The sequence below is a fragment of the Njordella calcicola genome (assembly GCF_056494125.1).
In genome coordinates this window covers 5,135,855-5,150,574 of record NZ_CM151396.1, presented here as the reverse complement: position 1 = coordinate 5,150,574, position 14,720 = coordinate 5,135,855, and the positions used below count along the sequence as shown (strand labels likewise).

Here is a 14,720-nt window from a genome sequence, read left to right as displayed (position 1 = left end):
CTCAGACAGATAACGGATTGACTATGTACCATATCATTACAAAACCATTGTCGCTTTTGATTGCCGCATTGCTGTGGGCAACTTGTCCGCTGGTAGTTTCAGCTCAAGACGAAGCTGCCAAACCCGTGTATGTGTTGATGCAAACCAGCAAGGGAGACGTCGCTTTGGAGCTGGACGCTCAACGAGCACCGATCACTGTGAAGAATTTTCTTGGCTACGTGCAAAGCGGCCACTATGTCGATACCGTCTTTCACCGCGTTATTCAAGACTTCATGATCCAGGGCGGCGGCTATGCGAAAGACAGCCTAAACTCGGAGAAGAAGACTCGCGCGCCCATCAAGAACGAAGGTGGCAATGGCTTGTCCAACGTCAAGTATTCCATCGCCATGGCGCGAACGTCCTCGCCAGATTCAGCTACTTCCCAGTTCTTTATCAATACCAAAGACAACGATTTCCTTGATCGTCGCAAATCACGCGATGGCTTTGGTTACACCGTCTTTGGCAAAGTCGTGGTAGGACAAGAAGTTGTCGATGCGATCGCGGCCGGCGCGGTGACCCAAAAGAACGGCGAGAAATCATTCCCCGTCGTGCCAGTCGTTATCACCGCCATGGAAGTTATTGAGAAACCTTAATCGATTCACCAGTCCAGTTTATTTCCTCTAGAGTAAAGCAGCAGTATGCCTGTCATTAAAACATCCAAGGGCGATATCACCATCGAGCTTGATCACAAAAACGCACCGATCTCGGCGGCGAACTTTGAAACGTATGCCAAGGACGGTCACTACGACGGAACGATATTTCACCGCGTGATCAAAGGCTTTATGATTCAAGGCGGTGGAATGACTGAAGATATGTCTTCCAAGAAGACGCGAGCTCCGATCAAAAACGAGTCGAGCAACGGTCTGTCCAACGAGAAGTACACGTTAGCGATGGCTCGAACCTCAGTTCCAGATAGCGCTACCAGTCAGTTCTTTATCAACACCAGCGACAATGGATTTTTGGATAAGTCCCAGTCGCGAGATGGCGTTGGATATGCCGTGTTTGGTCGCGTGACGGATGGAACGGATATTGTCGACGCGATCGAAGCGGTCAAGACTGGGAACAAGTCCGGTCACGGCGACGTTCCGTCAGAGCCCATTACGATTCTGTCTGTTGAGTTGTAAGGCCACTGATCTGTTTGACTGCGCCGTTCTTCTTCCACAGAGCGGCGCTTTGTAGCAGGCGATACTACTAAGATTGCGATTTCGCCTTCAGGCGTGGCTACGAGCGGCAAATTTCTCGCTTGCAGTGGCCCTATTCGTACTGACCAGCGCGGCGCGGCCGTATGTTTCTGATGATTTTTCGAGGAACACTTCGGCGTGCCGCTGTTTGGGATGCGAACAAAAGCTAAACTACCCTCGAACAGGTCACGTGGGTTCGCTTCGCACAACGGTATCTGACACCTTGTTTTCTGGTCTACGATTATGACGTATACAAATTTCGCTTTACGGCTCGGAAATATCGCCAGTGCTCGCTCGCTAGGGTTCTGGTCAAATGCTATCGGATGCTTGTTTTGCATCCTGATGGCCGGTTGTAAACCTGCAGCGGTCGCCCCCCCAGCGGCGGCCGCGCCGATCGTCTCAACGGTAAAAGCTATCGAACAAGAGATCATCGATTACGATGAGTTCGTGGGGCGTACCGAAGCGACGGAGACCGTTGAAGTTCGTTCGCGAGTTTCTGGTTTTATTAAGGCCGTCGAATTCAAGGATGGAGATCGCGTGAAAGATGGCGATCTATTGTTTCGCATCGAACCAGATGCGTATGAAGCGATCCATCAACAATCGCTTTCCCGGATCGCTTTATGGGAAGCCAAGAAGGATCTCGCCGACTCGAAACTAAAGCGGACCAAAACCCTGTACGATATTAAAGCGGTTTCGGACGAAGAGTATGACGAAGCCGTATCCGCAGTCAAAGAAGCCGAAACTTCGATCATTGCGGCCCAAGCGGACGCAGTACGAACCGCACTCGATGTTAAATACACTCAGGTTACCGCGGAGATCAGTGGCCGCATTGACCGGGCTTACGTGACGCCGGGCAACATGGTCACCGGTGGATTAGGTTCGGGGACTTTGCTGACAAGGATCGTAAAGAATTCACCGATGTACGCTTATGTGGATATCGACGAACGATCCTTGCTGCGTTATTTGCGGCGAACTAATTCCGCCAGGACGTTGGATCGCGAGCAACCGACCAGTTTGCGCGAGCAGCAGATTCCGTGCTTCCTGCAGTTAGGCGACGAGAAGGATTTCCCTCATTCTGGAATACTCGACTTCGTAGAAAATCGCGTCGATGCGGCCACGGGTACGATTCGCATTCGTGCGATTTTCGCTAACGACGATAACTTGTTGACCGGAGGTTTGTTCGTGCGTTTGCGCATCCCTGTCTCGGAAGCTTACAACGCGATCATGGTTCCCGAATCCTGTATTGGGACGGACCAAGGTTCCAAGTTTGTCTATGTCGTCGACGCTCAGAACAACGCGGTGCGCCGAACTGTGCAGCCAGGGAACTTGCGCGATGGCTGGCGGATCATCCAAGCGGGCGTGCAAGCGGGTGACCAAGTTGTCTATCGCGGCCTGCAACGTGTGCGGCCTGGAAAACCGGTCCAAGCGGAATTGGAAAGCGGTCCGCCTGCACCAGCAATCGAAAAGGCAACTGCGGTCGCGTCGCCAACCAATGAAGCTTCGGACAGCACGGACGCCACAAACTCTACGATCCAGGAGTAAGAAAGGAACACCATGCTTTCACGCTTCTTTATCGATCGTCCGATTTTCGCTGGTGTGATTTCCTTTGTGATCACGATGGTCGGCGCTATCTTCGTTTGGACGCTGCCTATCGCTCAGTATCCAGAGATCGCGCCGCCGACGGTCCAAGTGTCTTGCTTTTATCCGGGAGCGAGCAGCCAAGTGGTCGCCGAAACGGTCGCAGCGCCGATCGAGCAACAGGTGACTGGGGTCGAAAACATGTTGTACATGTCTTCGCAGTCGACCAACGATGGTGGCTACAATCTGACGGTCACGTTTGATGTTGGCACCGATCTGAATATGGCTCAAGTGTTGGTCCAAAACCGCGTGAACCTCGCTTTGCCATCACTGCCCAACGAAGTCAAACAAACGGGCGTCAGCGTTAAAAAGAAATCAGCTAGTATTCTGCTGGTGGTCAACGTAGTTTCCCCAGGCGGTTCTCGCGATCAATTGTACCTCAGCAACTACGCGACGATTCGCTTGCGAGATGAACTCGCGAGAATCACCGGCGTGGGCGATGTTGGCTTGCTGGGCCAGCTTGACTACAGCATGCGTTGCTGGCTGGATCCAGAACGACTGGCGGCACTGAATATGACCGCTCCCGATGTCTTGCAAGCCCTGCGAGAACAAAACGTGCAAGTCGCTGCAGGGGCCATTGGACGACCACCTGTGCCGCAAGGTCAAGCGTTCCAATATACGATGTCGACGCAAGGACGACTGATGGAGGCCGAAAGCTTCGGCGAAATCATTGTCAAAACAGGGGCTGGCGGCCGCGTTGTCCGATTGCAAGATGTCGTCACGCCGCGCCGTACCAACGCAGATGGCCGTGAATTTGGTGGCATCGAATTGGGAGCAAAAAGTGAAGATACCTCCTGTACGTTGGACGGCCAAGCTTCCGTGGGCTTAGCGGTTTACCAGTTGCCAGGTTCGAACGCACTGGATACCGCTAGCCGCGTTCGCGAGCGGATGGAGCAACTAAAGGCGAGCTTTCCAGACGATGTCGATTATCGCATCGTATACGATACGACGCCGTTCATTTCCGAATCGATTGCCGAAGTGTTCAAGGCGCTGCGTGATGCCATTATTTTGGTCGCTATCGTTGTGCTCGCCTTCCTGCAGTCTTGGCGAGCGACATTGATTCCGCTGATCGCTGTACCAGTAGCTATCGTCGGCACGTTCGCTGCGATGGCTGGCTTGGGATTCAGCTTGAACAACCTGTCATTGTTTGGACTGGTTCTTGCAATTGGGATTGTAGTCGACGATGCCATCGTGGTGGTGGAGGCCGTCGAGCACAACTTGGAACACGGGCTTGCACCGAAAGAAGCGACACGCAAGGCGATGGACGAAGTATCCGGTCCGATTATCGCTATTTCGCTGGTGCTGATGTGCGTCTTCATTCCGTGTATCTTCATCACGGGCATCACCGGCCAGTTCTTCATGCAGTTTGCAGTGACAATTGCGGTATCGACGTTCTTTTCAGCCGTCAATTCGCTCACGCTCAGCCCGGCGCTGTGCGCTCTGCTGCTCAAACCCAAAGCGGAACAACGCGATCCACTGAGCTTGTTGCTGAACGCGATTTTGGGCTGGTTCTTCAAGCTGTTCAATACTTTCTTCAATGGCATGTCGGCTGGTTACGGAAAACTAGTTGGCTGGTCATTGCGAATGAGTGCGATCGTGTTGCTGGTCTACGGTGGATTGTTAGTAGCAACTTATGTGGGTATGACGTCGGTACCAGTCGGCTTCATTCCCGCGCAAGATAAAGGTTACTTGTTAGTTGACGTCCGATTGCCAGATTCTGCTTCCTTTGAACGAACACAAGCGGTGATGCAGAAGATCGATGGCTTGCTGATTTCGATGGCGGGGGCTGCGCCGCATGAGGATCATGACGTTGATCACGACGCTGGTCACAGTGGGCATGGGAAGATACCGGGTGTCGCTCACACGATGGCGATCACTGGGCAATCGTTTATACAAAATGCGATCGGTTCGAACTTTGGATCGTTCTTTGTGATTTTGGACGAATTCCATCACCGCTTGGACGCGGAAAAGGCTTCGAACGCGATTGCAGCCAAGATTCGAGCGTTGGTTCAAGACGAGGTGCGAGATGCTTCGGTTGCGGTCTTTGGGCCGCCGCCTGTGGATGGTTTAGGAAGCGGTGGAGGTTTCAAGATCATGGTTCGCGACGTGGGCGCTTTGGGCTACGATAGCCTCGCGGAATCCGCAGACGCGTTGGCACAAGCGGGAAATAGTTCGCCTGGATTAATCGGGTTGTTTAACGGGTTCCGAGCCAGCGCGCCGCAAATGTATGTCGATGTCGATCGAACGAAATGCAAGTCCTTGGGCGTTTCGCTGCAAGATGTGTTTGCAACGTTGCAGTTGTATTTGGGTGGTGTTTACGCGAACGATTTCAACCAGTTTGGCAGGACATGGCAAGTGAACTTGCAAGCGGACCCAATGTTCCGCGTTAGCCCTGATCAAGTCAGCCAGTTCCGAGTGCGAACGCTGAGCGGCGGGATGGTGCCGCTGGGATCGGTGTCCAGCATTCGCGAAAGCACAGGACCGGCGATGGTCGTGCGGTACAACGGCGTGCCTGCCGCAGCCATCAATGGCGGTTCCGTGCCTGGGATGAGCTCTGGAGCGGTCGTGTCAACGGTGGACAATTTAGTGCGTGAACAACTGCCAGATGGTGTCGATGCGGAGTGGACGGAGTTGACGCTACTGCAGATTCGCGCGGGCAATACCGCATTGTTGGTATTTGCGATATCCGTAGTGCTGGTTTACTTGGTGCTGGCCGCCCAATACGAAAGCTTGATGTTGCCGCTGGCCGTCATTTTAGTCGTGCCAATGTGTTTGCTTAGCTCCGTGATCGGTGTCGCGATGGCAGCGATGGACATCAACATCTTTGTGCAGATTGGCTTTATTGTTTTAGTCGGGTTAGCCAGTAAGAATGCGATCTTGATTGTCGAGTTTGCGAAAGAGTTGCGTAAGTCGGGCAAATCTACGGCGGATGCCACGGTGGAAGCGTGTCGTTTGCGATTGCGTCCGATTTTGATGACATCAGCGGCTTTTATTCTGGGCGTGTTGCCGCTGGCGATTGCGGTTGGAGCCGGAGCGGAGATGCGTCGAGCACTTGGGATTGCGGTGTTTTCCGGCATGCTTGGCGTGACGGTGTTTGGATTATTGTTGACGCCGGTGTTTTATTACGTGATTGATCGTTGGTCGTCACGCGGTGTAGGCCGGTAACAAGCAAAGCCTTGTTCACGCCGGAACTTCGGTCGCTAAGGTTAATCAATGTAGAGAGCACCTAGGTTCGTTGCTGATTGGCTTTGCGCGGTTCCGGCAATAGGGATAGCGACCTTGTTATTGGCCTACGCTGCGAGACGAAACGAGCACGTCATGGAAGGCCACCACCGGACCCGTTCCGGTGGGGCCATGACTGAGTGGCTACATGCAAGGGGCAATCACTCATTCCATGGATTGGATCGGCCGCACAGCGGCCGATCCAATCCATAAGGACAAATTGGGGAGCTGACTGTAGCCACTCAGTCACGCTCCCACTGGCACAGGGCCAGTGGTGAGCGGAGTGTCGCGTTCATGGGACCGTAGGCCGGTCACAAGTAAAGCCTTGTTCACGCCGGAACTTCGGTCGCTAAGGTTAATCAATGTAGAGAGCCCCTAGGTTCGTTGCTGATTGGCTTTGCGCGGTTCCGGCAATAGGGATAGCGACCTTGTTATTGGCCTACGCTGCGAGACGAAACGAGCACGTCATGGAAGGCCACCACCGGACCCGTTCCGGTGGGGCCATGACTGAGTGGCTACATGCAAGGGGCAATCACTCATTCCATGGATTGGATCGGCCGCACAGCGGCCGATCCAATCCATAAGGACAAATTGGGGAGCTGACTGTAGCCACTCAGTCACGCTCCCACTGGCACAGGGCCAGTGGTGAGCGGAGTGTCGCGTTCATGGGACCGTAGGCCGGTCACAAGTAAAGCCTTGTTCACGCCGGAACTTCGGTCGCTAAGGTTAATCAATGTAGAGAGCCCCTAGGTTCGTTGCTGATTGGCTTTGCGCGGTTCCGGCAATGAGGAATAGCGACCTTGTTACCGGCCTAAGCGCTACTCGGCAAGTGGGACGCGACCTTGTTACCGGCTCATTGCTAAGCTCGCTGCGGTTTGCCTTTGATCGCTCTGGCTTCATCCCGCGCGGCTTGAATAGATCGCAATCGATTTGGATTATCCGATTGTCCCGTCAGTTCGTATAAGAATCGACTCGGGAAAGTTGGTCGATCCTTGCCCCACTTCTTCCTTGAGAGCGCCAAGCTCAACGTCAGTTCCTCTTGGGCTCGCGTGATGCCCACGTAGCACAAGCGACGCTCTTCATCGACCGTGTCTTCACTCACACTGCGACGGTGCGGCAGGATCCCTTCTTCCATACCGATCATATACACAATTGGAAACTCCAAACCTTTGGCACTGTGATAAGTCATCAGCGAAATCGCGTTTCGCTGAATCTGCTTTTCGTTGCCTGAATTGAAGTCGCGGCCATCGAGCGTCACGTCGGCCAAAAAACTGTCTAAGGTCGCATCGGGTTCGCCTTCGCAATATTGAGCGACCGCGTTGACCAACTCTTGCAACGACGCTTGCCGCGCACTCACCTCGTCAGGGTCGTTGTAGTTACGACGGATTTCTTCGTCATATCGAATCTCCTCGATCAACGACTTGGTCGCTGCCACCATGTCGCTTTCAGCAAAGATGCGCGCGTAGCTGGTCTGCAGCTTTCGCAAGATATCCAGTCCTGCTTGAGCCCCCTTGGGTAGCCCACTTGTCTGGTCCGCTTGGTTCATAACCTTCCAGATGCGAGAGCCAGAGCGGACGGCGGCATCCAGCAGCTTCTCGACCGTGGATTGGCCAACGCCGCGGGCGGGCGTGTTGATGATACGCAGCAAGGAGACTTCATCTTCCGGCGATGCAATCCATTTCATATAAGCCAAAATGTCGCGAACTTCTTTGCGATCGAAGAACGACTGGGTGCCCGTCAGCACGTACGGCAGTTTCGCGTTTCGAAGTTCCGATTCAAAGACGCGGGGCTGTTCGTTGGTCCGGAACAAGATCGCGAAATCACGCGGCTCCAAATTTTTCTCGGTCGTCAAACGATGAGCGATTTCGGTGGCGATGAATTTCGCTTCCTCTAGATCATTCGCGATGGGCAGGACTCGCGGCGGCTTTCCATTAGGGCGAGCGGCTCGCAGGACCTTATCATGACGCTGGCTGTTAAAAGCGATCAGCGTATTGGCCGCAGTAAGGATTGCGTCGGTGCTGCGGTAGTTATCTTCCAAGCGCACGACCACCGCTTTGGGCCAACTGTTTCGAAAGTTCAAGATGTGTTTGACTTCCGCGCCTCGCCAGCCGTAGATCGACTGGTCGTCATCGCCCACCACGCATAGGTTCTGATGTCGCTCGGCAAGATAAGCGATGATCTGATACTGCGATGCGTTAGTGTCTTGATATTCATCCACCAAGATGTGGTCAAAGCGTGACGCTTCAAATTCGCGGACATCCTTCTGCTCGCGGAACAGTTGTTCGGTACACAGCAGCAAGTCGTCAAAATCAAACGCTCCGCACAGCTTTAACGAACGTTGATAGCGAGCGTAACCGCTGGCGGCCAGATGCTCCTTGTCCGATTTCGCATGACTCATGGCATCAGCGATGGCGACTCCATTGCTTTTCCAGCGACTGACGATCGACAAAAAATCGCCAGGCTTGATCATCGCATCGTTCAAACGCAGTTCCCGCAAGACCGATCGCGCCAGCGACTCGCAATCGCCGCGATCGTAAATCGTGAACTTTTCGGGATACCCCAGCTTGGTCGCATGTCGCCGCAGGATTTGCACGCAGTGTGAGTGGAAAGTTCCGATAACCGGTTTTTTGACTGGCGGGTCGCTTTTCTTGGTCCGTTTGGGCAGCTTCAACTGGTGCGCGACGCGTTCCCGCATTTCGTTGGCAGCTTTATTGGTGAAAGTTACCGCCAGAATTCGATCCGCCGGCGTTCCGTGCTTGATCAAATTCGCGATGCGGAATGTCACCACGCGGGTTTTGCCCGTGCCGGCGCCAGCCAGCACCAGCAGCGGCCCGCTCAGGGTTTGAACCGCTCTATTTTGGTGTTCGTTTAGTCCAGCCATGGTCGCAAACGTCGCTCAGCGGAATTAGAATGCAAAAATCGGGGGCACCGAGAAGCAGGTTCGCCCCATTTCGCAGCTAGGAGGCATGATGTTAGCGAGATAAACCTACTTCGGAAGCTCAGATTTGGGCTAGTCGACCAAGGGGAAGTGCGTTATCATCTCGCCCTCTAAAAGTTAATTCGTAGGTTTTTTCAACAGTTTCAGTCATGTACGCAATTATCGTTGATGGTGGTCGCCAATATAAAGTCGAGCAAGGGAAGTTCGTAGATATTGATTATCGCGAAGCGTTGCAGGATGGCGACAGCGTTCAGTTCGACCGCGTTTTGGCAATCGGCGGCGACGAAGGACTGAAATTGGGTAACCCAACCGTGACCGGCGCGACGGTTGTCGGCAAGGTTCTGTCGGTGGAAAAGGGACCTAAAGTCTTTATCCAGAAGTTCTTGCGTCGCAAGAATTATGACCGTCGTACAGGGCACCGCCAAAAGTACACTCGCGTGAACATCGAATCGATCAACGCGTAGTGTAGCGAAGCTTAAGCGAGCGAAGCTCAATTTCTAATAGTTCCAGCTAGCTGGATTCTTCTTTTGCTTTTCGGCGCTGGTGGGACTTTAAGGCATCTGCGTTGAAGCAATGTACCAACGGACATCCTTGTCCGTTGATGACTTGACGGATTTGGAAGTCCGTCGTACGGAGAGCAGCAATTTCGTTTAACCGTGTGCCCATCGGGCCGCGTGTCACTAGTGCTGCACTCAACCAACGCGGGACGACCAATGTGGTTGGACAATCTCGTAGGCCGGTAACAAGCAAAGCCACCGCCCAAGCCGGAACTTCGGTCGCTTTGTCTCGATCAGCGACATTGACTCAATCGGACATTGAATGCTTGGCTTTGCGCAGTTCCGGCAAGAGCAAGAGCGACCTTGTTGCCGGCCTACGGAGAGTAGCAAACGCACGCGAACTTTCAAACTATGACCCATTCCGCCTAAAGGCGGTACTACGAACGTCCGGCCTACGGAGAGTAGTAATTTCGTTTAACCGCGTGCCCATCGGGCCGCGCGCGTGTCACTGGTGCTGCACTCAACCAACGCGGGGCGATGCCCAACGCGGATCAGCGAAGTCCAGGATTTTCACTGAGCAAATTTGGCTGACGACAGGCTCGGCGTCATCGTGTCGCGGCGAAATCCGCTGAGGCCCTTTGATCAATTAGCGTTCGTCGACCATAATTGAACTGGAAACTGCCCCCAAGCGCCCAGTTGCCAGCGGGCTTTGCGGTGGTTTGTAGTCCCGCTTTTAGGCGGAAGTTTGTAGTACCGCTTTTAGGCGGCTAGTTATCACGCTTTGTTAGCGGTTCTTTCCGCCTAAAGCCGGTACTACGAACAAAGCCGGTACTACGAACCCAATCGAAGTGATTTTGTGGACGGTTACACTGAACTTTCATGATATGCTTGTTTTGAAATATACAGCGCCCCGCCTTTTCCGAGTTGCCCCACCGCATCCTTAAATCCAAAACAATATGACAGGCGTAACTGTTGGATGCTTTTTGGTCAGCTATCTGATCCTCTGGGCCTTCGAACTTACACGACTTTGGTTTCGATTGCCTTGGCGAGCTCCTTTGCTAGTGGTGTTGGCTGTCGTCACGATTTTGACGCATGGGATGTTTCTGTATGACCGCCAGGCGGCCGCGAGGCAGGCGTTGGGACATTTTACGATTCCGGCGACTTTCTTTGATTGGAGCCAGATCGCTGCGTTTGGGCTGGCGCTGGCTTACCTTGTACTGATCATCCGACGGCCCAACAGTATCTTTGGCATCTTGATATTGCCGTTGGTCATCGGCATTATCTCCGCGTCGATGTTGGTCCTGGACATAGCCTTTTCGCGAACAGGCGAGGCCGCGATGTTGTGGGGTTACATTCATGGCGGAGCGTTGAGTCTGGCGATTGTTTCGGTCAGTTTGGGATTTGTGGTTGCGATCATTCGGTTGTGGCAGCAGAGGCGATTGAAAAAGAAGCTGGGCGTTGGCGGGCCGTTTCGACTGCCGTCGCTGGAGTATCTCGACAGCTTTGGTCGCACCTGCTTGATCGCGTCCACGGTGTGCATCGCCACGGGGTTGATCGGTGGCGTCATCATGAACAGTTTGCGCAGAGAGCAGCTCTCGTGGTTAGAGCCCGGTATCTTCATCAGCGGTCTGCTTTTGGTCTGGCTGATATCGGCGATCACGTTGGAGGCTCAAGCGTTTCGCCAAGGGACATCCCGCGCCGTTGGCCTTAACTTAATCACCTTTGCGATGACTGTTGTGGCCGTAATTGTGGTCTTTGCCAACGCGCATGGCCAGTCGACGCCCTCGGCAACGACACCCCCAGCCACAGCGGTCGGAGTGCCTGTTGCCTTTTCCGTTCGCTCCTCAGAAGCATGGATGTAGCGAGCGACCTATGAAGCTAAACATGATCGGCAGCAGCCATCATCGGACACCGGTGCATCTTCGCGAGCGGATGGCGTTCATGCCACCGCAGGCCGAGCAAGCTTTGCGATCGCTGCGCGCTCAGTATCCCAAAGCCGAATTTGTCTTGCTGAGCACTTGTAATCGCGTCGAATTGTATGCGGCGGCGATGAGTGAAGCGATGATGCCAACCATCGATCAGCTTAAAGACTTCGTGATGAACTTCCATCAATTGCCCCACGACGTCTTCACCGAGCACATCAGCAGTTGTTCCGATAGCCGCGCGATTGAGCATCTGTTTACGGTCGCTTGTTCACTGGACAGTATCGTGGTTGGCGAATCGCAGATCCTTTCGCAGGTAAAGGACGCTTATGAAGCGGCGCGTCATTTGAATTGCGCAGGACCGATCATTCATGCTGCTTTTCAACGTGCGAGCCACGTCGCCAAACGTGTGGCGAACGAGACGGAAGTCCACGCCAAACGCATCTCGATACCCAGTGTGGCGGTCAGCGAAGTGGCTCGCGATTTTTTCGAGCGCTTTGATGATAAACACATCGTCGTCATCGGCACCGGCGAAATGGGGACAGAGACAATTCGTTATTTGCAAGCCGCGGGAGCGACGAAGATCCACTTGATCAATCGCTCGCTGGAGAAAGCGAAGACGTTGGTCGACGAATTGAACATCGAGTTTGACGGCAAGCCTTCGTTGTTATTGGCCCCTTGGGAACGACTGCTGGCCGAATTGGAAGATGCCGATTTGGTGGTAAGCACCACCGCCGCAACTCAGCCCATCGTGACTCAAGCAGACTACCGGCAATTGCTGATCCGTCGTCGCAAGAAAAGTCCACAATTGATCCTTGATTTGGCGGTGCCTCGCGACTTTGAAGAAGCGATAGGCGAACTGAATAACGTCTACATCTATTCGGTGGACGATTTACAAGCGGTCTGTGAACGCAATTTAAGCTTTCGGAAAAAGCAGTTCCCCAAAGCCAAAGCGATTATCCACGAAGAGACCGATCGTTTTGTGGCTGATGCCAAATTTTGGCAATCGGGGCCAACGATCAAAGCATTGCAGGAGATGACCAGCAGCATCAAATTGGCCGAATACGAACGCTTGCTGGGGCGGCTAGAGCGCCATGGTGTGCCGACGGAAGTTCGGGCTGAAATCGAAGCGACGCTCGACCGCTTGGTCAACAAGCTGTTGAATCCGCCACTGCAATCGCTGCGACAGGAGACCGAAAGCGGCGACAATGCAGACTTGCTGCTGGCCTTTCGCAAGCTGTTCCAGATTGAACAGCAGTAGGGGCAACGATCGCAATCGCAGAGTAGAAGTTTTTGTGAGACGCTTCCGTAAAGAACGCTCGGCATTTTATTCAGTGCTATAAGATTTTGTAGATGGCTGCTGGTACGCATCCCCTCGCCTTAACTACAATCATCAAGATGAACAACAACAAAATCTTCATGATCATCGCTCTGGCCACCTTGGCGTGTGGGAGCATGCGTGCGGAAACATTTCCCGTACGGATAACTGTCGATGCTAATCATACCAGCGGTCCGCTGAAACCGATCTGGCGATTCTTCGGCGCGGATGAACCCAATTATGCCTACATGCCACATGGCAAACAATTGCTGGGCGAATTAGGTTCATTGCGGAAAGACCAAGTCTACTTTCGCACACACAGCTTGCTGGTCACTGGCAATGGCGAGCACGGCTTGAAATGGGGATCGACTAACGCATACACCGAAGACTCCGATGGGAATCCGGTTTATGACTGGACCATAGTCGATCAGATATTTGACACCTACCGCGAGCAAGGTGTAAGACCGTACGTTCAGATTGGTTTTATGCCGCACGCGCTTTCCACAAAGCCCGAGCCATATCGACACAATTTTCCCGACGCAACCTACAGCGAGTTATTTGGTGGATGGGCTTATCCGCCCAAGGACTTTGTGAAATGGGAAGAGCTAGTGTATCAATGGGCTAAACATTGCGCGGGAAAGTATGGCGAGCAGGAAGTGCTGCAGTGGTATTGGCAAACTTGGAACGAACCCAATATCGATTATTGGCGTGGTACGCGCGAGGAGTTCTTTAAGCTGAACGATCATGCGATTCGAGCTGTTCGCCGCGCCATTCCCCGAGCAAGAGTTGGTGGTCCCGACATCGCTGGCGGTAAAGGTGGCGATTACTTGGAAAGCTTCTTGAATCACTGCCTACACGGGACCAATCTGGCAACAGGGCAGCGTGGAACCCCGTTGGATTTTGTTTCCTTTCACGCCAAGGGGCAACCGACGAATGTTGATAACCATGTGCGAATGGGTATCGCTGCTCAGCTCAAAGACATCGACCAAGCGTTTGCGGTAATTGCAAAATTCCCTGAGCTTGTCGATACACCGATCGTCATCGGCGAATCCGATCCAGAGGGCTGCGCTGCTTGCAAAGGCCCAGATCGAGCTTATCGAAACGGCACGATGTATTCGAGTTACACAGCAGCTATTTTTCCGCGCAAATTGGATCTTGCTCTGCGCCACAATGTCAATCTCGAAGGTGCGCTGACGTGGGCTTTTGAATTTGAAGATCAACCCTATTTCGCTGGATTTCGTTCGCTGGCCACCAATGGAATTGACAAACCAGTATTGAATGTATTTCGCATGTTTGCTCGTATGCAAGGTGACCGCATTCATGTTCACAGCGATGGAGCCGTGCCCTTGGACGATCTTCTTGTAACGGGTGTTCGCCAGCAACCGGATGTTGCAGCCCTAGCTGCTCGTGACGGGAACCGTATCACGGTCCTCGCGTGGCACTACCACGATGATGACCTGCCAGGTGACGACGCTCATGTGGACTTGGAACTGGCTGGCCAACCCAGCGGCAGTCCCGCTGTAACGCGATGGTTGATTGACCAAAATCACTCTAATTCGTACACCGCTTGGATAGCCATGGGGTCACCGCAAACGCCCACCCAAGACCAGCTTCAATCCTTGAGGATCGCAAGCCAACTGTCGGTCGCAACGGATGCTACCGATAGCAATTTTGCCGACGGCCGCGGTCAGCTTCATTTTAAGCTGGCGCGTCAAGCCGTGACGCTCATCGAACTAGTCTGGCCGTAGCGAGAAACGAGGCTGACCGAAATGGTGTTCGGCCAGTGGGCGTTAGTAGCTGTAGCTGGCAGAAAAAAGACCTGGGCGAGGGAAGAACCGGTGGATGCATGGTTTTTTGTACCGGTTGATTATCTTTTCATTGGACGGTTTGCTATACTCTAACGATGCCCGCCGGTACCATTGGGAAAGGCGTCGACAGGCAGTAAACACCTCCATTAAAGAACTT

General features: G+C 53.4%; 9 protein-coding genes. 8 read left to right on the top strand and 1 reads right to left on the bottom strand.

Features of this window, described 5'->3' with window-relative positions:
- The first annotated feature begins 23 nt into the window (after positions 1–23).
- The 4 genes from SH302x_RS19915 to SH302x_RS19900 all read left to right on the top strand — a co-directional run bounded on the left by SH302x_RS19915 (position 24) and on the right by SH302x_RS19900 (position 6,023).
- A complete protein-coding gene (locus SH302x_RS19915; protein WP_479364342.1) occupies positions 24–632 on the top strand; it encodes a peptidylprolyl isomerase in 609 nt (202 codons plus the stop codon).
- 45 nt (positions 633–677) lie between these two features.
- The gene (locus SH302x_RS19910; RefSeq protein WP_479364341.1) at positions 678–1,163 is read left to right on the top strand and encodes a peptidylprolyl isomerase; all 486 of its coding nucleotides are present in this window, start codon (positions 678–680) and stop codon (positions 1,161–1,163) included.
- A gap of 300 nt (positions 1,164–1,463) precedes the next feature.
- Entirely contained in the window at positions 1,464–2,762 is a 1,299-nt protein-coding gene (locus SH302x_RS19905) for an efflux RND transporter periplasmic adaptor subunit (RefSeq protein ID WP_479364340.1), read from the top strand.
- A 12-nt stretch (positions 2,763–2,774) separates the two neighbouring features.
- The gene (locus tag SH302x_RS19900) at positions 2,775–6,023 is read left to right on the top strand and encodes an efflux RND transporter permease subunit (protein WP_479364339.1); all 3,249 of its coding nucleotides are present in this window, start codon (positions 2,775–2,777) and stop codon (positions 6,021–6,023) included.
- A 916-nt stretch (positions 6,024–6,939) separates the two neighbouring features.
- On the opposite strand, the gene SH302x_RS19895 is transcribed toward SH302x_RS19900, so the two are convergent.
- Positions 6,940–8,961: an ATP-dependent helicase gene (locus SH302x_RS19895; protein WP_479364338.1), complete on the bottom strand. Its 2,022-nt coding sequence runs from the start codon at positions 8,959–8,961 to the stop codon at positions 6,940–6,942.
- Positions 8,962–9,167: 206 nt separating this feature from the next.
- Here SH302x_RS19895 and rplU point away from each other — a divergent pair, with 206 nt between their 5' ends.
- From rplU to SH302x_RS19875, 4 genes are all read left to right on the top strand, one after another.
- Positions 9,168–9,482 (top strand): 50S ribosomal protein L21, encoded by a 315-nt coding sequence (gene rplU, locus SH302x_RS19890; protein ID WP_479364337.1) that lies wholly within the window; start codon positions 9,168–9,170, stop codon positions 9,480–9,482.
- A gap of 989 nt (positions 9,483–10,471) precedes the next feature.
- Positions 10,472–11,377, top strand: coding sequence for a hypothetical protein (locus tag SH302x_RS19885; RefSeq protein WP_479364336.1), 906 nt, complete (start codon positions 10,472–10,474; stop codon positions 11,375–11,377).
- Between the two features lie 10 nt (positions 11,378–11,387).
- Positions 11,388–12,698 carry a glutamyl-tRNA reductase gene (gene hemA / locus SH302x_RS19880; protein WP_479364335.1) on the top strand — a complete coding sequence of 437 codons (1,311 nt, stop codon included), beginning with the start codon at positions 11,388–11,390 and terminating at the stop codon, positions 12,696–12,698.
- A gap of 137 nt (positions 12,699–12,835) precedes the next feature.
- On the top strand, positions 12,836–14,503 hold the full coding sequence (locus SH302x_RS19875) for a GH39 family glycosyl hydrolase (RefSeq protein ID WP_479364334.1): 1,668 nt from the start codon (positions 12,836–12,838) through the stop codon (positions 14,501–14,503).
- The last annotated feature ends 217 nt before the right edge of the window (positions 14,504–14,720 follow it).

Excerpts from the sequence above, each read along its gene's own strand:
- SH302x_RS19915 (WP_479364342.1), top strand. The coding sequence starts at position 24 with ATGTACCATATCATTACAAAACCATTGTCGCTTTTGATTGCCGCATTG.
- SH302x_RS19910 (WP_479364341.1), top strand. The coding sequence starts at position 678 with ATGCCTGTCATTAAAACATCCAAGGGCGATATCACCATCGAGCTTGAT.
- SH302x_RS19905 (WP_479364340.1), top strand. The coding sequence starts at position 1,464 with ATGACGTATACAAATTTCGCTTTACGGCTCGGAAATATCGCCAGTGCT.
- SH302x_RS19900 (WP_479364339.1), top strand. The coding sequence starts at position 2,775 with ATGCTTTCACGCTTCTTTATCGATCGTCCGATTTTCGCTGGTGTGATT.
- SH302x_RS19895 (WP_479364338.1), bottom strand. The coding sequence starts at position 8,961 with ATGGCTGGACTAAACGAACACCAAAATAGAGCGGTTCAAACCCTGAGC.
- rplU (WP_479364337.1), top strand. The coding sequence starts at position 9,168 with ATGTACGCAATTATCGTTGATGGTGGTCGCCAATATAAAGTCGAGCAA.
- SH302x_RS19885 (WP_479364336.1), top strand. The coding sequence starts at position 10,472 with ATGACAGGCGTAACTGTTGGATGCTTTTTGGTCAGCTATCTGATCCTC.
- hemA (WP_479364335.1), top strand. The coding sequence starts at position 11,388 with ATGAAGCTAAACATGATCGGCAGCAGCCATCATCGGACACCGGTGCAT.
- SH302x_RS19875 (WP_479364334.1), top strand. The coding sequence starts at position 12,836 with ATGAACAACAACAAAATCTTCATGATCATCGCTCTGGCCACCTTGGCG.